Consider the following 19957-nt stretch of genomic DNA (forward strand, 5'->3'; position numbering starts at 1 on the left):
CCCTCCCCGCCGCGCCGCCGTTGCTGCCGGTCGCCATGGGTCCGACGTTAGCGGCGCCGGCCGCGGCCCCCGCCTCGGCACCGGCGCCGGGGCCCACGCCTTCTAGCCCACCCGCCCCAGCGGGTCCGGCCCCGACGCCGCCCGCGGTCCCGGGCTCGCCGGGTTTCTTCGCTCCCTATGCGGTAGGGCCACCCGGCATCGGGTCCGGTTCGGGGATGGGTGCGGCCGCCAGCTCCAGCGCGAAAAGGAAGGCGCCGGAACCCGATTCGGCGGCCGCGGCGGCAGCGGCGGCCGCGCGGGAGGCGGCGCGGGCGCGCCGGCGCCAACGCGCGAAGCAACGCGGGTACGGCGACAAATACATGGACATGAACGTCGACGTCGACCCGGACTGGGACGCGCCGGCGTCGACGACGGCGTCGGAACAGGGTGGCGGCACGCTGGGGTTTGCCGGCACCGCGCGTAAGGGGGCGATCGCGGAGGCGGCGGGATTGACCACACTGGCCGGTGACGAATTCGGTGGCGGGCCAAAGATGCCGATGGTGCCGGGCACATGGGACCCAGCGGTGGACGACGGCGAGCGGCGTGGGGGCTAGCGTTGGCCGATCGGGTGGCCGCGCGCTGACATACTGTCAACGTGGCCACTGTGAGGACTAGGCCCAAGCTGCGCGTCGGATCGATGGAAGTGCTGGTGGGCATTCTGCTCGTCGGCGCCTTCGCGGCAACGAGGCTCCGGAACGCAGTCGCCCTCAGCCCGGCGTTATCGACGGCGGGGACCGTGTTCTGTGGGGTGTTCGTTCAGGCGGTCCCCTTCCTGGCGCTTGGCGTAGTGGTCAGCGGGTTGATTGCGGTGTTCGTGTCGCCGGAACGATTGGCGCGCTGGCTCCCGCGTCGTCCGGCCATCGCGGTGCTGGCCGCCGGCGCGGGCGGGGCGGCGTTGCCAGGCTGCGAGTGCGGTTCAGTTCCGGTGGCACGCCGACTTTTCGGCGAAGGAGGGGCCACCGGGGCGGCGGCTTTGACCTTCATGCTGGCCGCGCCGGCGATCAACCCGGTGGTGCTCGTGGCCACCGCAGTCGCATTTCCCGGTGCGCCCAAGATGGTCATCGCGCGCATGGGGGCGTCGCTGCTGACCGCGGTGATCATGGGCTGGGCATGGTCACGTTGGGGCCGTGCGGAGTGGATCACCCGCCGGCTCCCCACCTCGGGAACGCGGACGGAGTCGCGGTGGACGGTATTCACTGAGGCAGCAAGGCACGACTTCCTGCAGGCTGCCTCGTACTTGGTAGTGGGTGCCGCCGCGGCGGCCGCGCTTCATTTGGTGGTGCCGCGTTGGGTGTTCGCGCATCTGGCGGCAAACCTAGTCCTCGGGGTTCTGGTGATGGCCGTCCTGGCGGTGGTGCTGGCGTTGTGTTCGGAGGCCGATGCGTTCGTGGCCGCCAGCATGACCATGGTGCCGCTGCTGCCCCGGCTCGCGTTTCTGGTCGTGGGCCCGGTGGTCGACGTCAAGCTGTTCGCGATGCAGGCGGGCATGTTCGGCCGGGCTTTCGCGGCCCGCTTCGCCCCCATCACCTTCATCGTTGCGATCGCAAGCGCCTGCGGTGTCGGGCTGTTCGTTCTTGGTGGCAGGTAATGAGCCGCGAAACCGAGAACACCGTGTTGCTGGTGGTCGGCATCAGCATCGTCATGATTACGATCACGGGCGAGTTCACCCGCTATGTCAAGCCGGGACTGCTGCCGTGGCTGGTCGCTTCGGCGGTGCTGCTCATCGGCTTGGCGCTATTGGCGATGCTCGGCGATATCCGCCGCGGCGGTCCGCGAATCAGTGATCAGGCCGATGATCACGGCCACGTGCACTCCCATGGACACGCCATCATCTGGCTGCTCGTCGTTCCCATCGTGGCCCTGTGTTTCGTCACGCCGCCGGCGCTGAGCCCGTCCGCCGCCGCGCCGTCGGTGACGTCGGTGTCCAATGACGTTCTGAATAGGGCGTTTCCGCCGTTGCCCACTGGCCGGGCTCCCGAATTGTCGCTGCCAGAGCTGCTCATGCGCGAGGCGCAGGACACCACGGGCTCGCTGAAGGATCGGCCGATCACCGTGACGGGCTTTGTGTTGAACGAGGCGCAGGGTGTTGATCTCGGCCGCGTGGTCATCATCTGCTGCGCGGCCGACGCCCAACTGGCGCGCATCCATCTGCGTGGCCCGGCCGCCGCACAGGCCGCGGGACTGCCGGACAACACCTGGCTTCGGGTCGAAGGCGAAGTCGCACCGCGGCAATCGACTTCAGCCGCGCCGATTCCGACCATGCAGGTTGCCGCGATCACACGCATCGATGCCCCGGCCAACCCCTACGACTATCCGCGTTGATGGGTTGTCGTAACTTCAATTGCTTCGGCCGGCGTCGCGGGCCCAAAACTGGTGCCTGTCGAGATGCCTTGGCACGGGCGTGTTTTCCCATTGGCCGAGCTCCAGCCAATCGCGCAGAGCCGCCGCCTCGCCGTCGTCGGTGATGGGGCCGATCCAATGGGGTGGTCCGCAGGGCTTCCGGTCGTCGGTGCAGGGCTGGACGAGAGCCATGACGCCGCATCCGGACGGGCGGGACGCGCAGGTGAGTGGTCCGAGCATGCAGCTGGCGGAGACCAGCATGGCGCGTGGACAGCGCCGGATCGTGGGACGAAGTTCTTCGATGACCGAGATGACGTCCTCGGCCGTACACGTGGTGCAGACGACGACGGTGAACGGGCGGTCGGTACCGCGGCGCGGCGAAGTCACGTCTTAGCCCACCCGTTTCAGTGGTCCGCGGTCGGGCCGGGGTAGGGCAGCAGCGCCATTTCGCGCGCATTCTTGATCGCGGTGGCGACCTGCCGTTGTTGCTGGACGCTTAGACCGGTCACGTGGCGAGAGCGGATCTTGCCCCGCTCCGAAATGAACAGCCGCAGCGAGGCGGTGTCCTTGTAGTCGACCGCGATGAGCCCCAGGCTGGTCAGAAGATTCCTCTTGGGCTTGGCGGGGAGTTCCGCGGTCCGACGATCGCGCCGAGGTTTGCCAGCCATTCGAGCGGTCACCAACTCGCCTTGCGAACGCCGGGCAACTGCCCGTTATGGGCCAATTGGCGGACCCGTACCCGCGACAGCCCGAACTTGCGCAGGTGCCCGCGCGGGCGACCGTCGACGGCGTCGCGGTTGCGCAGCCGCACGGCACTGGCGTCGCGCGGCTGCCGCGCCAGCTCGCGTCGCGCGGCTTCCCGTTGTTCGGCCGCGCTCGACGGGGAACGGATGATCTCTTTGAGTTCGGCGCGCCGTTCGGCATAACGCGCCACGATGGCACGCCGCTGGTCGTTCTTGACCACCTTGGATTTCTTGGCCATGCTCAGCGCTCCTCGCGGAAGTCGACATGGCGGCGGATCATCGGGTCGTACTTGCGCAGTACCAGCCGGTCGGGATCGTTGCGCCGGTTCTTGCGTGTCATGTAGGTGTAGCCGGTGCCCGCGGTGGAGCGCAGCTTGACGATGGGGCGTATCTCGTTGCGCGCCATCAGATTCGCTGCCCTTCCCGGCGCAGCCTGGCCACCACGGCCTCGATGCCGTCGCGGTCGATGACCTTGATGCCCTTGGCGCTGACCCTCAGGCGAATGCGGCGGTCCTCTGACGGCAGGTAATACGTCTTGAGCTGGATGTTGGGTGACCAGCGCCGGCGAGTGCGGCGGTGCGAATGCGACACCGCATTACCGAAACCCGGTGCGCGGCCGGTCACTTGGCAATGAGCGGACACTGTTTCCCTTCCCGGCCGATCGACCTTATTGAAAATCATTTTCGACAAGCCCCGCCGAACACGGTACCGTACGAAGAGCTCTTAATGAAAATGATTTTCACGAAGGGGACTGATGCGGACGCCCGTCTTCCTTGTCGCCGGTCAGGCCGGCACCGATCCGGTCGTGGGAGCGCTGCTGCGCGCTCCCGGGACGCTGGTCGTGGAGCACCGTTTCGACGGTCATGTGGTGCGCCGGACGACGGCGATGCTGCAGCATCGGGTGTTGACGACGGCGGAGGCCGGGGTCGAGCTCGCGCACGGGTGCGTGTCCTGCACCATCCGCAATGACCTGCTGGTGCTCTTGCGTCAGCTACACCGGCGCGACGACGTCGAGCGCGTCGTCGTGCACCTGGCGCCGTGGCTGGAACCCGAACCCATCTGTTTTGCCATCAACCATGTCCGGATCCGTGTGGCGCCCGGTTACGTCGATGGGCCGGCGGCGCTGGATGTCTCGGTCGCCGCAGTGGTGACCTGTGTCGAATCGTCGGTGTGGCTGGATGACGCGCTCGGCGATGCCGAACTCGACGACGGACGCACCCGGGCCCAGGTGGTCGTCGGTCAGGCCGAATTCGCCGACGTGATCGTGCTCAACCGACCCGACCCGCACGTGACCGGTGTGCTGCGTCGTCTGTCACCCCGCGCGCGCATCATGGTGGGCCCGGACGGGATCGAGCACGCTTTGAAGGATCTGCCGCCCGACGCGCGGCGAGGCAGAAGCGATGATCCGCACGGTCCGCTGCTGGCCGGAGAGCCGCCCCTGGATTCCCGCGGCCCGATCACGTTGGTGGAGTTCAATTCTCGGCGCCCCTTTCATCCGCAACGTCTGCATTCGTGTGTGGACCTGCTGCTCGACGGCGTGATCCGAACCCGGGGACGGCTCTGGCTTGCCAGTCAGCCCGAGCACGCGATGTGGTTGGAATCGGCCGGCGGCGGACTCCGGGTGAGCTCGGCCGGCAAATGGCTGGCGGCCATGACGGTCGCCGAGCAGGCCGGGATCGACTCCGAGCGACGCGCCTTCGCGGAGCTGAGATGGGACGACCGGCACGGTGACCGACACACCGCGATGACCGTACTGCTCTGCGGCGCAAGGCTTTCCGAAATCCTCGATGGCCTGCACGGCGCGCTGCTCACCGACGCGGAGTACCGCTGCCCGCAGGATTGGGCCCACTACGACGACCCGTTCGGTGATTGGCACGAAGACCCGTGTGCCGGCCTGACGAAGTCCGCTGACGACACGCCCGCCCGGCACACCCAGGACGGAGACACCTGATGAAGCCCCGCATCCACCCCGACTACCATCCCGTCGTATTCCAGGACGCCACCACCGGTGCGATGTTTTTGACCCGATCGACACTCACCAGTGCGCGCACCGTCGAGTGGCAGACGCCGCACGGAGTGCGGACGTACCCGCTCATCGTTGTCGAGATCACCTCCGATTCGCACCCGTTCTGGACCGGCGGGCGCCGCATCGTCGACACCGCCGGACAAGTGGAGAAATTCAACCGCCGCTACGGCAGCCGGCGATCGTCCGCTTGAAGCGCGGCGGGAGGCGGTCGACGGGATACCCGTTCGGATCCCGGCGCAGTCCGGCAGCGCGGACAAATGCCGTAGATATCGACGTAGTGAGTGACGTCGGTGTATTGGTGTTGGCGGCTCAGGTGGTCGGTGTGTTCTTCGACGTCGACCGGGGTGAATCCCACGGCTTCGCCGCACCGCCGGCACACCAGATAATGACGATGACCGGTCTCGGTACGCAGACGGTAAAGGATCTCGCCGTCCTCGGCGCGTTGCGTCTCGGCGACGCGGTCGTCGGCCAGGGTGCGCAGGATGCGGTACACGCTGGTCAGCCCGATCCTCAGCTGTCGGTTCTGGCGAACGTCCAGGTAGATCTGCTGGGCGCTGCGGAAGTTCGCCTGCTCCCGCAAGACCTCCAACACCGCCCGTTGCTTGGCCGTGGAACGCCGTCGCCGGGGTTCGCCACGCGACGAGCTGGGATCGCCGTCAACCATTCGAGACAACGGAGGTCTGCCTCGGTGACGAGGCTATGGACGTCGAGCCACCATCCGATTCGGCGATCGCTTGAGCGGCAACGCGTTTGCGGCGGCTGCCCGTCCAGACGGTCAACCAAACGGCGCACGCGATGCTGACGATCGGGAAACTCGGTGGCAGGTTGAACATCGCCGACGCGCCAAGGCCGAGCCACACCGCGCCCAAGCTGATCGCCGTCGAGGTGATCATCGCCACGACCGGCCGCGGGGTCAGCATGATCGCGGTCGCGGCCGGGGTGACCACCAGAGCGAACAACAGCAAAGTCCCGACGGCCTGGACCGCCATCGTCACGGTGATCCCGAGTAGCGCCATGAAGATCATGGACAACGCGCGGACGGGTACGCCTTTGGCCTCGGCAACCAAGGAGTTCACCGAACTGAACAGCAGAGGCCGGTAGATGAGGCCGACGCTGAGCCCTAGCACCAGCAGCAGGACCGCGAAGCTGACCAGTTGATCGTCGGAGATGGCGAGGAGGTTTCCAAACAGCACGTTGGTCAACGTGCTCGAGCTCTTGGTGGCCAAGGAGTTGAAGAACAAACCGAGGCCGCTCGCCGCGGCGAGAACGGTCCCGGTGACCACTTCTCGATCGACGGCGCGTTTGCCCAACACGCCGATCACCAGCGCCCCGCCAACGCAGAATGCGCACAGCCCGACGATGACCGGCAGGCCCAACAGAACCGCGCCTGTAGCGCCGGGAAAACCGATGTGGGCCAACGCATGAGCTGCGAAAGCGGTTTGCCGCACCACGACGAAGTAGCCGATCAAGCCCGCGGCCAGCGCGACGACAGTGCCACCGACAAGGGCGTTGCCCATGAACGGCGATGTCAAGATGGGCCACCAATTCGGTTGGTAGGCTAAGGCTTCGAAGTGGGCGGTCACAATGTGCTCCTCATATACAGCTCCCCGTGCAGGGTGTGCGCGACTTCGATCGGAGTGCCGTACAAATGGGTCAGCAGCGCTTCGTCCACGACCTCGCGGATAGGTGCGTAATGCGGATGCCCGTCCAGCAGGTAGATCGCGCTGTCGAGGATGGGCAGCAGCGGGTTGAGGTCGTGGGCGACCACGAGGACGGTCACCGCCAGCTCAGTGTGGAGTCGGGCCAGCAGTGCGACGATGTCACGTTGGCTGTGAAAATCCAGTGACGCCAGCGGTTCGTCGAGGATAAGCAGCTGCGGCTGCGCCACCAGGGCCGCGGCGAGCGCGATACGTTGGCGTTGTCCGCCGGAAAGCTTCGACAGCCGCCGCCCGGCGATATCGGTGGCCTCGACGGCGGCCAACGCGTGATCGACCCGCTCCCGTTGGGCCGCCGTGCTGCGCCCAAACGCCCACCGGCGACCGGTGAGCCCGAGCATCACCACGTCGGCGGCGCGGATCGCTTCCCCCGAGGCCTCGGCATAGTGTTGCGGCACATAGCCGATGCTGTCGTTGGCCTGCCCGGGGCGGCGGCCGAACACCGCGATCTGTCCACCGGCCGCCGGGACCAAACCGAGGACCATGTGCAACAGGGTCGTCTTGCCCGACCCGTTGGGGCCGATCACCGCGACGATGCCGCCGCCCGGAACGGTGAACGTGCCGTGAGACCAGATGAGCCGCCCACCGCGGATCGCGCTGACGTCGGTGAAGACGAGCGCGGGCGGAGTGGCGGCGGGGTCAGACACTGACACCGAGCGCCTTGCCTAACGCGACGAGCTGGGTGTACTGCCAGCTTTCGAATGAGGTCTGCCCGGGCGGCACGGTCTCGGTCACGTCAACGACGGGGACCCCGGCCTGTTGGGCGGCCGAGCGGATCTGCTCGGGGATGGAGCCCTGGGTCTGTGTGTTGTAGATCAGGACGTCCACGTGCCGGGCGGCCAGCGCGCCGCGGAACGCGTCGATGTCGGCCGGCGACGGGTCCGTCCCGTTGGCCGAGGCGCGCTGGTATCCGATCGGAGTCTTGTTGTTCAGACCCAGCGCCTGCGCCTGGTAGTCGAAGACGGTTTCCGTGGCCGCATAGGACTTGCCCGCGGCGCCGGCCTTGATCTTGTCGATCAGGCTGGTGTACTGGGCTATCGCGGAGGTGAATTGGGCACGGCGCTGGCTGAAGTAGTCAGCTGCTTGCGGGTCGATTTTGGTCAACTCGGCGCTCACGGCATCGGCGACGGCGTTCACCGCCGAGGGTAGATACCACAAATGCGGATTGGCGCCATCCGGCGTCTTCGTGACTTCGGCGGCGTTCACCACGTGCGCGCCCGCCGCGGAGCTGGCGGCCAGCTTGGAGGCCCACGAGTCGTAACCGTCGCCATTGACGACAACAAGTTTGGCGCCCGCGAAGGACTCCGCGTCCGCCGGCGAGGGCTCGTAGTCGTGCGGGTCTACGGATGAGCTGGCCAACACCGTTTTGACGATCCCGCATGCACCACTCAGCTCGGAGACGATGTCGCCCCATTGATCCACGCTGACCACTACCGCGACCGTGGCGGTCGGGCAGGAAGCCGCGGCGGTACTGCCGGTGGCTGCGGGCGAAGAGGTTTTGGTCGGGTTTGTGGAACAGCCTGCAATGGCGAGTGTCAGCGCGACGACGACAACCCATGGACGTAGGAGGGGTCGGGACACACTCACACCAGAAACGATAACCGTTTTCATTAGTGATCCGCGAGGGGCTGCCCGGAATCGTCGGTCGCGTAGTGTCGGTTGGGTGCGTAGCGAAGGTGATACCTGGGACATCACAACGAGTGTCGGTTCGACGGCGCTGTTCGTAGCGACCGCCCGAGCGCTGGAGGCGCAGAAGCCCGACCCACTGGCCGTCGACCCGTACGCGGAGCTGTTCTGCCGTGCCGTCGGCGGTTCCGCGGCCGACGTGCTGGACGGGAAGGATCCCGACCATCCGCTGAAGTCCGAGGACTTCGGCGTGCATTTCGTCAACTTCCAGGGCGCCCGCACCAGGTACTTCGACGAATACTTCCGCCGGGCCGCCGAGGCGGGCGTGCGGCAGGTCGTCATCCTGGCTGCCGGGCTCGATTCCCGCGCCTACCGGCTGGACTGGCCGGGCGCCACGACGATCTTCGAGCTGGACCGCCCGCAGGTGCTGGACTTCAAGCGCGAGGTGCTCACCGAGCACCGCGCCCAACCGCGCGCCGACCGTCGCGAGATCCCCGTCGACCTCCGGGACGACTGGCCGCAGGCCTTGCGGGACAGCGGTTTTGACGCGGCCAAGCCGTCCGCCTGGATCGCCGAAGGCCTGCTGATCTATCTGCCGGCCAGCGCGCAGGAGCAGCTGTTCACCGGTATCGACGGCCTGGCCGGCCACGGCAGCCACGTCGCGATCGAAGACGGCGCCCCGCTCGCGCCCGACGAGTTCGAGGCCGCGGTCGAGGAAGAGCGCGCTGCCGCCGCCGAGGGCGACCAGCGCCTGTTCTTCCAGTTGGTCTACAACGAGCAGCACGCGCCGGCCGCCGAGTGGTTCGGCGGGCGCGGGTGGACGGCCGTCGGCACACCGCTCGCCGATTACCTGCGACAGGTCGGGCGCCCGGTGCCCGGCCCGGACACCGAAGCCGGGCCGATGATCGCCCGCAACACCCTGGTCAGCGCGGTCAAGGACTGACCGGAACCGACCGGGAACTTTCCCGCGCCGGTTAGCGACTACTCCTACGGGCTCGTGACGCCGCCCAACGGCCCAGGCGGCCGTCAAGTCCGGCCCGAATCGTCAAGGAGTCGCCGCTATGACCGCGCCCGTGTGGATGGCGTCGCCGCCGGAGATCCATTCGGCCCAGCTGAGCAGCGGTCCGGGACCCGGTGGGCTGCTGGCCGCCGCCGCGGGATGGAGTTCGCTGAGCGCGACGTACGCGTCCGTCGCCGACGAACTGGCGTCGGTCCTGGCCGCGGTCGAGGCCGGGGCGTGGGAGGGGCCTACCGCGGCGCAGTATGCGGCCGCGCATGTGCCCTACCTGGCCTGGCTGATGCGGGCCAGCGCCAACAGCGCATCGGTGGCCGCCCAGCACGAGACCGCCGCCGCCGCCTACACCGCCGCGCTGGCCGCGATGCCCACCCTGGGGGAATTGGCCGCGAATCACGCGATCCACGCGGTGCTGGCGGCGACAAACTTCTTCGGGATCAATACTGTTCCACTCGCGCTCAATGAAGCCGACTATGTCCGGATGTGGATCCAAGCGGCCACCACCATGGCCACCTATCAGACCGTGGCCGGGACGGCGGTGGCCTCGGCGCCGCAGACCGATGCCGCGCCGCAGATCCTGCATGCCGCCGACGACAACAGCGACGGCAGCGACACCGGTGACAGCGGCGACATCATCGACAACGACGCCGGCGACCCGACACAGCTGAGTTGGTGGGAAAACCGGTTCCTCGAGATCTTCCAAACCCTGGGCAGGGACCTCGAGGAATTCCCCGAAAACCCCGCGCAGTCGATATCGCAGATCGAGAACGACATCCCGCTGTTGGTTGCGGACGAGTTCACCCACGTGGGGGAAGTCATCGACACCTTCCCACAGCTGCAGGCGGTTATCCCGCTCGCGCTCATCACGCCGCTCGGCGCCGGTTCGCTGGCCGGGTTCGCAGGCCTGAGCGGGCTGTCGGGGATCCAGCCCGGCCCGGCTCCCGCCGTGGTGACCGCACCCGTGCCCGACGCGCCCGCCATGCCGGCGCCCGCCGGCTCCCCGGCGGTAACCGTTGCCTCCAGCGCCCCGGCCCCGACCCCGGCCACGGCGCCCGCTCCCGCGCCGGTACCGGCGTCGACGGCGGCCGGGGTCCCGCCCCCGCCCCCCGCGGGCGTTGCCGGGGGCGCCTTTCCCTACCTGGTGGGCGGCCCGACCATCGGCTCGGGAACCGGCCTGGGCACCGGCGCCCAACGCAAAGCGCCGGAACCCGATAGCGCCGCCGCCGCGGCGGCCGCCGGGGCGTCGGCTCGAGAAGCGGAACGGGCGCGCCGCCGACGGCGCGCGGCGATGAACGACCACCACCGCGGCTACCGGTACGAGTACGTGGATCCGGAGTGGGAGACGGACGACGAGCCCGGTTTCGACACGGCCGCGACCGCCGCGTCCGACGTTGTCGCCGGGCCATTGGGCTTCGCCGGAACCGCGCGCACCCAGGCGGTCCCGGCGGGGGGCCTGGCCACCCTGGCGGGGGACCACTTCGGCGGCGGCCCGTCGGTGCCGATGGTGCCGCAAACTTGGCCCCCGGATGCTTTTGATAATGAAAACGATTTTCAGTAGGCTCAGCTGGTCGAGGTGGCCCTGCTGCGGAATGTCCTGGTCAGCGGCCGCGAAGGGGGAGGCGGTGGCGCAACTCGGGTGAGCCGTGGGCGCCTCGACAACAAGCTTAGGCAATGCTAACTTCAGGCAGGTTAGGTTAGGGGAAGCTACATAGATGGGAAGTAACAGCCGTGGAACGCGGTGACGCCGGCGTGCTCGCAGCCCGGCCTGCGAATTCTCGTCCAGACGGCAGGGTCGACGCCGATATCGTCAGCCGGTTCGCGACATGTTGTCGCGCCCTGGGGATCTCGGTGTACGAGCGCCAGCGCCCGGCTGACCTGGCCGCGGCCCGCTCCGGCTTCACCGCGCTGACGCGGATCGCCCACGACCAATGCGACGCCTGGACCGGGCTGGCCGCCGCCGGCGACGTCTCCCTGCGCGTGCTGGAGGCCGTCTCACGCACCGCGGCCACGGCCGGCGCACTGCAGCGCCACGTCGAACTGGCTCCCGGCGCCCTGGGCTTCCGCTACGAGACCGGGCTGTACCTTCAGTTCCGCGCCGCCACGCCCGACGATTTCCACCTCGCCTACGCGGCGGCGCTGGCAACCGACGGACGGTTTGCCGACGCGGACCGGATCGTCGCCGGCCTCATCGAACGCCGCCCGAGCTGGCGCGAGGCCCGCTGGGTGGCCGTCGTCATCAACTACCGCGCCGAGCGCTGGTCGGACGTCGTCAAGCTGCTCACCCCGATCGTCAACGACACCGATCTCGACGAGACCTTCTCGCACGCGGCGAAGATCGCGCTGGGCACCGCGCTGGCCCGCCTGGGAATGTTCGCGCCCGCGCTGTCCTACCTCGAGGAACCCGACGGGCCCGTCGCCGTCGCGGCGGTGGACGGCGCGCTGGCCAAGGCGCTGGTGCTGCGGGCGCACGTCGACGAGGAGTCGGCAAGCGACGTGCTGCACGACCTGTATGCGGCCCACCCCGCCAACGAACAGATCGAACAGGCCCTGTCCGACACCAGCTTTGGGATCGTGACCACCACGGCGGCCCGCATCGAGGCCCGTACCGACCCGTGGGATCCCGCCACCGAGCCCAGCGCGGACGACTTCGTCGACCCGGCCGCCCACGAGCGCAAGGCCGCGCTGCTGCACGAGGCCGAACGCCAGCTCGCGGAGTTCATCGGGCTCGACGAGGTCAAAAACCAGGTGTCGCGGCTGAAGAGCTCGGTGGCCATGGAGCTGGTGCGCAAGCAGCGCGGGCTCGCGGTGGCGCAGCGCACCCACCACCTGGTCTTCGCCGGGCCGCCCGGGACCGGTAAGACCACCATCGCCCGCGTCGTCGCCAAGATCTATTGCGGCCTGGGTCTTTTGAAGCGAGAGAACATCAGGGAGGTGCATCGCGCCGACCTCATCGGTCAGCACATCGGCGAGACCGAGGCCAAGACGAACGCGATCATCGACAGCGCGTTGGACGGGGTGCTGTTCCTCGATGAGGCCTACGCCTTGGTGGCCACCGGCGCCAAGAACGACTTCGGGCTGGTGGCGATCGACACCCTGTTGGCGCGCATGGAAAACGACCGCGATCGGCTGGTGGTCATCATCGCCGGCTACCGGGCCGATCTGGACAAGTTCCTCGACACCAATGAGGGCCTGCGGTCCCGGTTCACCCGCAACATCGACTTTCCCTCCTACACGCCCGGTGAGCTGGTGGAGATCGCACACAAGATGGCCGAGCAACGCGACAGCGTCTTCGAGCCCGCCGCGCTCGAGCACATGGAGGCTCTGTTCTCGAAGCTGGCCACCGAGTCCACGCCTGACGCCAACGGAATCTCGCGGCGCAACCTCGACATCGCGGGTAACGGCCGGTTCGTCCGCAACATCGTCGAACGCTCCGAGGAGGAACGAGAATTCCGGCTCGACCACTCCGAACACGCCGGAACCGGGGAATTCAGTGACGAGGAGCTGATGACGATCACCGACCAGGACGTCGAGAAGTCGGTGGAGCCGCTGCTGCGCGGCCTCGGGCTGTCGGTGCCGGCATGACGACCAATAACCATGAGCCCGAAGGGGATCGGCGTTCGTTCGCATCCCGAACCCCGGTCAACGAGAATCCCGACAGGGTCGAATACCGCCGCGGCTTCGTCACGCGTCACCAGGTGACGGGCTGGCGTTTCGTGATGCGCCGGATCGCCTCCGGCATCGCCCTGCACGACACCAGGATGCTCGTCGACCCGCTGCGCACCCAGTCGCGCGCGGTGCTGATGGGTGCGCTCATCCTCATCACCGGGCTGGCGGGCTGCTTCGTGTTCTCGCTGATCCGGCCGAGCGGCTCGGCGGGTAACAACTCAGTGCTTGCCGACCGGTCGACCGCCGCGCTGTACGTGCGGGTCGGCGAGGATCTGCACCCGGTGCTCAACCTGACCTCGGCCCGGCTGATCGTCGGCAAGCCGGTCAACCCGACCACCGTGAAAAGCTCTGAGCTGGACCGGTTTCCGCGCGGCAACCTGATCGGCATTCCAGGCGCGCCGGAGCGAATGGTGCAGAACGCCTCGCACGACGCCGACTGGACGGTGTGCGACGCGGTGAGCGGAACGTCGCACGGCGCCCACAGCACGGGTGTCACGGTGGTCGCCGGCCGCCCCGACGGCGACGGCGCGCGGGCGAGCGCGATCCACGCCAATCAGGGCATCCTGGTCGATAACGGCACCGGCACCTGGCTGCTCTGGGACGGCAAGCGCAGCCAGATCGACCTGGCCAACCACGCGGTGACCAACGCGCTGGGCCTCGGTGTCGGAAATTCCGAGGTGCCCGCGGCGCGGCCGATCGCACAGGGGTTGTTCAACGCGATCCCCGAATCGCCCGCGCTCGCGCCGCCGTCGATCCCGAATGCCGGTGCGCCCGCCGGCTTTTCGGTGCCGGCTCCGATCGGCGGCGTCGTCGTCTCCTACGGGCTGGAGCAGAACGTGCGCTACTACGCGGTGCTGCCCGACGGCCTGCAGCAGGTTTCGCCCGTGCTGGCCGCGATCCTGCGCAATTCCAATTCCTATGGCCTGGACCAACCGCCGCGGCTCGGTGCGGACCAGGTGTCCAAGCTGCCGGTGTCGCGGCTGCTCGACACCAGCCGCTACCCCGACCAGCAGGTCGCCCTCATCGACGCGGCCAAGGATCCCGTCACCTGTGCCCACTGGAGCAAGCCGACCGGGGCAGCAACCAGCTCGCTCGGCTTGCTCTCCGGCTCGGTGCTGCCGGTGCCCGAGGGGATACGCACCGTCGACCTGGTCGGTGGTAGCACCCCGGGCGTCGCGGCCCGCGTCGCCCTGGCGCCGGGCACCGGCTATTTCACGCAGACCGTGGGCGGCGGGCCGGCCGCCCCGGCCGCCGGGTCGTTGTTCTGGGTCTCCGACACCGGCGTGCGCTACGGCATCGACACGGAAACCGGTGACGGCGCCGTCCGCAGCAAAACCGTTGAGGCCCTGGGCCTGAACCCGCCCGCGGTTCCCGTGCCGTGGTCGGTCCTGTCACTGTTCGCGCCGGGTCCGACGCTGTCGCGCGCCGACGCGCTGCTCGCCCACGACGGCCTGGCGCCCGACGCCAAGCCCGGGCGCCCGGTTTCTGCGGAGGGGGAGGGCCGATGAGCCGACTGATCTTCGAAGCGCGCCGGCGGGTGGCGCCGCCCGCCACCCGCAAGGGCACCATCACGATCGAGGCGCCCCCGGAGCTGCCGCGGGTGATTCCACCGTCGTTCCTGCGTCGCGCGATGCCCTACGTGCTGGTGCTGCTGATCGTGGGCATGGTGGTGGCGCTGGTGGCCACCGGGATGCGGGTGATCTCCCCGCAGACGCTGTTCTTCCCCTTCGTGCTGCTGCTGGCGGCGACCGCGCTCTATCGCGGCAACGACAACAAGACGCGCACCGAGGAGGTCGACGCCGAACGGGCCGACTACCTGCGCTACCTGTCGGTGGTCCGGGACAACATCCGGACGCAGGCCACCCAGCAGCGGGCGGCCGCCGAGTGGTCCCACCCGGACCCGGCCGGCCTCGCCGCGGTGCCCGGATCGCGCCGCCAGTGGGAGCGCGACCCGCACGACCCCGACTTTCTGGTGCTGCGGGCGGGCCGTCACCAGGTGCCCCTGGACACCGCGCTCCGCGTCAACGACACTGCCGACGAGATCGACCTGGAACCGGTGTCGCACAGCGCATTACGCAGCCTGCTGGACACCCAGCGCACCGTGCGCGACGTTCCGACCGGTATTGACTTGACGAAGGTCTCGCGCATCACCGTCCTTGGTGAGGCGGACGACGCGCGGGCGGTGTTGCGCGCCTGGATCGCTCAGGCCGTGACGTGGCACGACCCGACCGTGCTCGGTGTCGCGCTGGCCGCGCGCGACCTGGAGGGCCCGGACTGGTCCTGGCTGAAGTGGTTGCCGCACGTCGACATTCCCGGCGAGCTCGACGGCGTTGGCCCGGCCCGCTTCCTGTCGACCGACGCCGACGAGCTCGTCGCGACGCTGGGGCCCGCGCTCGCCGACCGGCCCGCGTTCACGGGTGAGCCCGCGGATGCGCTGCGGCACTTGCTGATCGTCGTCGACGACCCCGACTACGACCTGAACGCCTCCACGCTGGCGCTGGGCCGGGCGGGCGTCACCGTCGTGCACTATTCGGCCACGCCCCCGCACCGCGAGCAGTATTCGGATCCCGAAAAGCCGATCCTCCGCGTCACGCGCGGCGCTATCGAGCGCTGGCAGACCGGCGGCTGGCAGCCGTACATCGACACCGCCGATCGACTCGGCGCCGCCGAGGCCGCGCACCTGGCCCGTCAACTGTCGCGGTGGGACTCCAACCCGACGCACGCCGGATTGCGCTCCGCCGCCACCCGCGGCGCGACCTTCACCACGCTGCTGGGCATCGGCGACGCGTCGCAGCTGGACGTGCCGACGCTGTGGGCGCCGCGCCGCCGCGACGACGAGTTGCGCGTTCCGATCGGCGTCACCGCGACCGGCGAGCCACTGATGTTCGACCTCAAGGACGAGGCCGAGGGCGGAATGGGCCCGCACGGCCTGATGATCGGTATGACCGGCTCCGGGAAGTCGCAGACCCTGATGTCGATCCTGTTGTCGCTGTTGACAACCCACTCGGCCGACCGGCTGATCGTCATCTACGCCGACTTCAAGGGCGAGGCGGGAGCCGACAGCTTCCGGAACTTCCCGCAGGTCGTCGCGGTGATCTCGAACATGGCCGAGAAGAAGTCGCTGGCCGACCGGTTCGCCGACACGCTGCGCGGCGAGGTGGCGCGGCGCGAGACGCTGCTGCGCGAGGCCGGGCGCCGGGTTCAGGGCAGCGCGTTCAATTCCGTCACCGAGTACGAGAACGCCATCGCGGCGGGGCATGACCTGCCACCGCTGCCAACCCTATTCGTGGTCGCCGACGAATTCACCCTGATGCTGGCCGACCACCCGGAATACGCCGAGCTGTTCGACTACGTGGCTCGCAAGGGCCGCTCGTTCCGCATCCACATCCTGTTCGCGTCCCAGACGCTGGACGTGGGCAAGATCAAGGACATCGACAAGAACACCTCCTACCGCATCGGGTTGAAGGTGGCCAGCCCCAGCGTGTCCCGGCAGATCATCGGCGTCGAGGACGCCTATCACATCGAGTCCGGCAAGGAGCACAAGGGCGTGGGCTTCCTGGTGCCCGCCCCGGGCGCCGCCCCGATCAAGTTCCGCAGCACCTACGTCGACGGCATCTACGAACCGCCACAGAAGGCCAAAGCCCTTGTGGTGCAGTCGAACCCGGAGCCGAAGCTGTTCCCGGCCGGAAGGGTGGAGCCCGATCACGGCACCGTGATATCCACCGGCGAGGACGAGGAATACGCCGGCCCGCCGCGCAAGCTGATCGCGACCATCGGTGACCAACTGGCGGGCTACGGGCCGCGTGCGCCGCAGCTGTGGCTGCCGCCGCTGGACGAACCGATCCCGCTGACCGAGGTGCTGGCCCGCGCGGGCGTGCCGCGCGGGCAATGGCGGTGGCCGCTCGGCGAGATCGACAAGCCGTTCGAGATGCGCCGCGACCCGCTGGTGTTCGACGCCGCTTCCTCGGCCGGGAACATGGTGGTCCACGGCGGCCCGAAGTCCGGGAAATCGACCGCGCTGCAGACCTTTATCCTGTCCGCGGCCAACCTGCACTCGCCCCGCGAGGTCACGTTCTACTGCCTGGACTACGGCGGCGGGCAGCTGCGGGCACTGGACGGACTGGCACACGTCGGCAGCGTCGCGTCGGCGCTGGAACCCGAACGCATCCGCCGCACCTTCGGCGAGCTGGAGCAGCTGCTGCTGTCCCGCCAGCAGCGCGAGGCGTTCCGGGAGAAGGACGGCTCCGCCCCCGACGACGGTTACGGCGAGGTGTTCCTGGTCATCGACAACCTCTATGCCTTCGGCCGGGACAACACCGACCAGTTCAACACGCGTAATCCCTTGCTGGCCAAGGTGACCGAACTGGTGAACGTCGGCCTCGCCTACGGCATCCACGTGGTGATCACCACGCCGAGCTGGCTGGAGGTGCCGCTGGCGATGCGCGATGGCCTCGGGCTGCGGCTCGAGCTGAAGTTGCACGACGCGCGGGACAGCAACGTGCGGGTGGTCGGCGCCCTGCGCCGCCCAGCCGACGCCGTCCCGCACGACCAGCCGGGCCGCGGATTGACGATGGCGGCAGAGCATTTCCTGTTCGCGGCTCCCCAGCTGGACCAGATCGGCGCCATCAACGCCCGCTACCCCGGGGTCTCCGCGCCGCCGGTTCGGCTGCTGCCCACCAACCTCGCGCCCGACGCGCTGGGACCGCTCTACCGCGGCGCCGAGAAGGTGGTGATCGGTCAGCGCGAAGAGGACCTCGCTCCCGTCGTCGTCGACTTCGCCGAGAACCCGCTGCTGATGGTGTTCGGCGACAGCAAGTCCGGAAAGACCACGCTGCTGCGCCACGTCATCCGCACCATCCGCGAGCACTCCACCGCCGACCAGGTGGCGTTTACGGTGCTGGATCGGCGGCTGCACCTGGTCGACGAGCCGCTGTTCCCGGACAACGAATACACGGCCAACATCGACCGGGTCGCCCCCGCGATGCTGGGTCTGGCCAACATCATCGAGTCGCGGCGGCCCCCGGCCGGATTGTCAGCCGCGGAGCTGTCCCGCTGGACCTACCGCGGCCACACCCATTACCTGATCATCGACGACGTCGACCAGATACCGGACGCGCCGGCGATGAGCGGTCCGTACATCGGGCAGCGGCCGTGGACCCCGCTGATCGCGCAGCTTTCGCAGGCCGGCGATCTGGGGTTGCGGGTGATCGTCACGGCGCGCGCCACCGGTTCGGCCCACGGACTGATGACCAGCCCGCTGCTGCGCCGCCTCAACGACCTGCAGGCGACCACGCTGATGCTGTCCGGCAACCCGCAAGACAGCGGCAAGATCCGGGGCCAGCGGTTTGGCCGGATGCCGGCCGGCCGCGCGGTTCTGTTGGGCGACAGCGACATTCCGACGTATGTGCAGTTGGTCAACCCGTTAGTCGGTGAGGCCGCCATGTTTGGTGATACGCAACAGAAGGGGAGTTAGTCATGACGTTGCGAGTGGTTCCCGAGGGCCTGGCCGCGACCAGCGCGGCCGTGGAGGCGCTGACGGCGCGGCTGGCGGCCGCGCACGCGGCGGCGGCTCCGGCGATTACCGCGGTGGTGCCGCCGGCGGCGGATCCGGTGTCGCTGCAGACGGCCGCGGGATTCAGCGCCCAGGGGCAGGAGCACGCCGCCATCGCCGCCCAGGGTGTCGAAGAGTTGGGCCGCGCCGGCGTGGGCGTGGGTGAGTCGGGCGCAAGCTATCTCGCCGGTGACGCCGCGGCGGCCGCGACCTACGGGGTGGCGGGCGGCTAGAAATGACCGCGCCCGTTTGGATGGCTTCGCCGCCGGAAGTGCATTCGGCGTTGCTGAGCACCGGTCCGGGACCGGGGTCGCTGCTTGCGGCCGCCGGGGCCTGGTCGGCGCTAAGCGCCGAATACGCCTCGGCGGCGGGCGAACTCAGCGGGCTTTTGAGCGCGGTACAGGCGGGTGCGTGGCAGGGGCCGAGCGCCGAGCAGTATGTGGCGGCGCACGCCCCGTACCTGGCGTGGCTGCAGCAGGCCAGCGCCGACAGCGCGGGCGTGGCGGCCCAGCACGAGGTCGCCGCGGCGGCCTACACCAGCGCGCTGGCGGCGATGCCGACCCTGGTGGAGCTGGCCGCCAACCACGTCATTCACGGGGTCCTGCTGGCGACCAATTTCTTTGGGATCAATACGATCCCGATCGCGCTCAACGAAGCCGACTACCTCCGGATGTGGGTGCAGGCCGCCACCACGATGGGCGCCTACCAGGCCGTCTCGGGCGGGGCGCTGGCCTCGGCGCCGCGCACCGCGCCGGCTCCCAACATCGTGAATCAGAACGGGGCGGCCTCCCCGGCCGCCCAGTCGGGCACGTCGCTCAACCCGTCCGACTTTTTGTCTCAGCTGCTGTCGCAGTACACCAATTTCTACGGGAACATGTTCCAGGAGCTCGCCACGTTCTTCCAGGACCCCGTCGGGAACTCGGTGAAGATCATCCAGGCGTTCATGACGAATCCGTCTGAGGCACTGGTGCTTTACGGTCCGCTGCTCTTCGCGATTGCCTACCAGGCTTTCTCCTGGGTCGGTGCGGGGATCACGTACCCCTCGCTGCTGCTCAGTCCCTTCCTCGGGCTCGTCCTCCCGGTGGCCCTGCAACCGGCGCTGGCGCTGGCTGCCGCGGCGGCTCCCGCGCTGGCGGCGCCCGTGGCAGGGGGCATCGCTGCGACCGCCGTGCCCGCTTCCGCGGTGTGGCCGGTCGCCGGCGTGGCCCCGACGACCGTCGCCGCTCCCGCGGGCCA

At 68.9% G+C, this 19957-nt stretch carries 20 protein-coding genes and 1 pseudogene; 12 read left to right on the forward strand and 9 right to left on the reverse strand.

The features are described from left to right. From A5706_RS23800 to A5706_RS23810, 3 genes and pseudogenes are all read left to right on the forward strand, one after another. Nucleotides 1–593, forward strand: a pseudogene (locus tag A5706_RS23800) (hypothetical protein); the annotation flags it as partial. A gap of 83 nt (nt 594–676) precedes the next feature. After that, nucleotides 677–1627, forward strand: coding sequence for a permease (locus tag A5706_RS23805; RefSeq protein WP_082964582.1), 951 nt, complete (start codon nt 677–679; stop codon nt 1625–1627). Beyond that, nucleotides 1627–2361: a TIGR03943 family protein gene (locus A5706_RS23810; protein WP_068136218.1), complete on the forward strand. Its 735-nt coding sequence runs from the start codon at nt 1627–1629 to the stop codon at nt 2359–2361. The genes A5706_RS23805 and A5706_RS23810 overlap by 1 nt, the downstream gene beginning before the upstream one ends. A 15-nt stretch (nt 2362–2376) precedes the next feature. On the opposite strand, the gene A5706_RS23815 is transcribed toward A5706_RS23810, so the two are convergent. The 5 genes from A5706_RS23815 to rpmB are packed head-to-tail and all read right to left on the reverse strand — an operon-like array spanning nt 2377 to nt 3764. After that, complete coding sequence (locus A5706_RS23815) at nt 2377–2766, reverse strand: hypothetical protein (RefSeq protein WP_068136221.1); 390 nt, start codon at nt 2764–2766, stop codon at nt 2377–2379. 17 nt (nt 2767–2783) lie between these two features. Further along, nucleotides 2784–3047, reverse strand: a complete 264-nt coding sequence (rpsR, locus tag A5706_RS23820) for a 30S ribosomal protein S18 (protein WP_068136222.1) — start codon at nt 3045–3047, stop codon at nt 2784–2786. An 8-nt stretch (nt 3048–3055) separates the two neighbouring features. Beyond that, nucleotides 3056–3361: a 30S ribosomal protein S14 gene (gene rpsN / locus A5706_RS23825; protein ID WP_068136225.1), complete on the reverse strand. Its 306-nt coding sequence runs from the start codon at nt 3359–3361 to the stop codon at nt 3056–3058. 2 nt (nt 3362–3363) lie between these two features. After that, nucleotides 3364–3528 carry a 50S ribosomal protein L33 gene (gene rpmG, locus A5706_RS23830; RefSeq protein WP_068136228.1) on the reverse strand — a complete coding sequence of 55 codons (165 nt, stop codon included), beginning with the start codon at nt 3526–3528 and terminating at the stop codon, nt 3364–3366. Beyond that, nucleotides 3528–3764 carry a 50S ribosomal protein L28 gene (gene rpmB, locus A5706_RS23835; RefSeq protein WP_066934008.1) on the reverse strand — a complete coding sequence of 79 codons (237 nt, stop codon included), beginning with the start codon at nt 3762–3764 and terminating at the stop codon, nt 3528–3530. The genes rpmG and rpmB overlap by 1 nt, the downstream gene beginning before the upstream one ends. A 112-nt stretch (nt 3765–3876) precedes the next feature. Between rpmB and mrf the strand changes: the two genes are divergently transcribed. Next, nucleotides 3877–5073 (forward strand): ribosome hibernation factor-recruiting GTPase MRF, encoded by a 1197-nt coding sequence (gene mrf, locus A5706_RS23840; RefSeq protein ID WP_068136231.1) that lies wholly within the window; start codon nt 3877–3879, stop codon nt 5071–5073. Beyond that, nucleotides 5073–5339 carry a type B 50S ribosomal protein L31 gene (locus A5706_RS23845; protein WP_068136234.1) on the forward strand — a complete coding sequence of 89 codons (267 nt, stop codon included), beginning with the start codon at nt 5073–5075 and terminating at the stop codon, nt 5337–5339. Before mrf ends, A5706_RS23845 begins: the two co-directional genes overlap by 1 nt. Here A5706_RS23845 and A5706_RS23850 read toward each other — a convergent pair. From A5706_RS23850 to A5706_RS23865, 4 genes are all read right to left on the reverse strand, one after another. Then, the gene (locus tag A5706_RS23850; RefSeq protein ID WP_068136236.1) at nt 5312–5812 is read right to left on the reverse strand and encodes a Fur family transcriptional regulator; all 501 of its coding nucleotides are present in this window, start codon (nt 5810–5812) and stop codon (nt 5312–5314) included. The genes A5706_RS23845 and A5706_RS23850 overlap by 28 nt on opposite strands. Further along, entirely contained in the window at nt 5805–6665 is an 861-nt protein-coding gene (locus A5706_RS23855; protein ID WP_082964583.1) for a metal ABC transporter permease, read from the reverse strand. The genes A5706_RS23850 and A5706_RS23855 overlap by 8 nt, the downstream gene beginning before the upstream one ends. 62 nt (nt 6666–6727) lie before the next feature. After that, nucleotides 6728–7516: a metal ABC transporter ATP-binding protein gene (locus tag A5706_RS23860; RefSeq protein ID WP_068136242.1), complete on the reverse strand. Its 789-nt coding sequence runs from the start codon at nt 7514–7516 to the stop codon at nt 6728–6730. Beyond that, nucleotides 7503–8294, reverse strand: coding sequence for a metal ABC transporter solute-binding protein, Zn/Mn family (locus A5706_RS23865; RefSeq protein WP_156767299.1), 792 nt, complete (start codon nt 8292–8294; stop codon nt 7503–7505). Before A5706_RS23865 ends, A5706_RS23860 begins: the two co-directional genes overlap by 14 nt. A 232-nt stretch (nt 8295–8526) precedes the next feature. Between A5706_RS23865 and A5706_RS23870 the strand changes: the two genes are divergently transcribed. The 7 genes from A5706_RS23870 to A5706_RS23900 form a co-directional block, all read left to right on the forward strand. Then, nucleotides 8527–9432: a class I SAM-dependent methyltransferase gene (locus A5706_RS23870; RefSeq protein WP_068136248.1), complete on the forward strand. Its 906-nt coding sequence runs from the start codon at nt 8527–8529 to the stop codon at nt 9430–9432. 118 nt (nt 9433–9550) lie between these two features. Further along, entirely contained in the window at nt 9551–11062 is a 1512-nt protein-coding gene (locus A5706_RS23875) for a PPE family protein (protein ID WP_068136249.1), read from the forward strand. A 170-nt stretch (nt 11063–11232) separates the two neighbouring features. Continuing rightward, nucleotides 11233–13086: a type VII secretion AAA-ATPase EccA gene (gene eccA / locus A5706_RS23880; RefSeq protein ID WP_068136252.1), complete on the forward strand. Its 1854-nt coding sequence runs from the start codon at nt 11233–11235 to the stop codon at nt 13084–13086. Beyond that, nucleotides 13083–14678 carry a type VII secretion protein EccB gene (gene eccB, locus A5706_RS23885; protein ID WP_068136254.1) on the forward strand — a complete coding sequence of 532 codons (1596 nt, stop codon included), beginning with the start codon at nt 13083–13085 and terminating at the stop codon, nt 14676–14678. The genes eccA and eccB overlap by 4 nt, the downstream gene beginning before the upstream one ends. Beyond that, the gene (gene eccCa, locus A5706_RS23890; RefSeq protein ID WP_068136257.1) at nt 14675–18643 is read left to right on the forward strand and encodes a type VII secretion protein EccCa; all 3969 of its coding nucleotides are present in this window, start codon (nt 14675–14677) and stop codon (nt 18641–18643) included. The genes eccB and eccCa overlap by 4 nt, the downstream gene beginning before the upstream one ends. Nucleotides 18644–18645: 2 nt before the next feature. Beyond that, nucleotides 18646–18954 (forward strand): PE family protein, encoded by a 309-nt coding sequence (locus tag A5706_RS23895; RefSeq protein ID WP_067158321.1) that lies wholly within the window; start codon nt 18646–18648, stop codon nt 18952–18954. 2 nt (nt 18955–18956) lie between these two features. Continuing rightward, the coding region (locus A5706_RS23900) for a PPE family protein (protein ID WP_156767300.1) at nt 18957–19957 on the forward strand (1001 nt) is incomplete at its 3' end.

Origin of the sequence: Mycobacterium sp. E796 (assembly GCF_001672815.1) — a bacterium.
GTDB lineage: Bacteria > Actinomycetota > Actinomycetes > Mycobacteriales > Mycobacteriaceae > Mycobacterium.

Bases quoted from the DNA above. Each gene is read 5' to 3' on its own strand.
- A5706_RS23845 (WP_068136234.1), top strand. From the start codon at position 5,073: ATGAAGCCCCGCATCCACCCCGACTACCATCCCGTCGTATTCCAGGAC.
- A5706_RS23875 (WP_068136249.1), top strand. From the start codon at position 9,551: ATGACCGCGCCCGTGTGGATGGCGTCGCCGCCGGAGATCCATTCGGCC.
- rpsR (WP_068136222.1), bottom strand. From the start codon at position 3,047: ATGGCTGGCAAACCTCGGCGCGATCGTCGGACCGCGGAACTCCCCGCC.
- A5706_RS23805 (WP_082964582.1), top strand. From the start codon at position 677: ATGGAAGTGCTGGTGGGCATTCTGCTCGTCGGCGCCTTCGCGGCAACG.
- rpsN (WP_068136225.1), bottom strand. From the start codon at position 3,361: ATGGCCAAGAAATCCAAGGTGGTCAAGAACGACCAGCGGCGTGCCATC.
- rpmG (WP_068136228.1), bottom strand. From the start codon at position 3,528: ATGGCGCGCAACGAGATACGCCCCATCGTCAAGCTGCGCTCCACCGCG.
- A5706_RS23810 (WP_068136218.1), top strand. From the start codon at position 1,627: ATGAGCCGCGAAACCGAGAACACCGTGTTGCTGGTGGTCGGCATCAGC.
- mrf (WP_068136231.1), top strand. From the start codon at position 3,877: ATGCGGACGCCCGTCTTCCTTGTCGCCGGTCAGGCCGGCACCGATCCG.
- eccCa (WP_068136257.1), top strand. From the start codon at position 14,675: ATGAGCCGACTGATCTTCGAAGCGCGCCGGCGGGTGGCGCCGCCCGCC.
- eccB (WP_068136254.1), top strand. From the start codon at position 13,083: ATGACGACCAATAACCATGAGCCCGAAGGGGATCGGCGTTCGTTCGCA.
- A5706_RS23850 (WP_068136236.1), bottom strand. From the start codon at position 5,812: ATGGTTGACGGCGATCCCAGCTCGTCGCGTGGCGAACCCCGGCGACGG.
- A5706_RS23895 (WP_067158321.1), top strand. From the start codon at position 18,646: ATGACGTTGCGAGTGGTTCCCGAGGGCCTGGCCGCGACCAGCGCGGCC.
- A5706_RS23855 (WP_082964583.1), bottom strand. From the start codon at position 6,665: ATGGGCAACGCCCTTGTCGGTGGCACTGTCGTCGCGCTGGCCGCGGGC.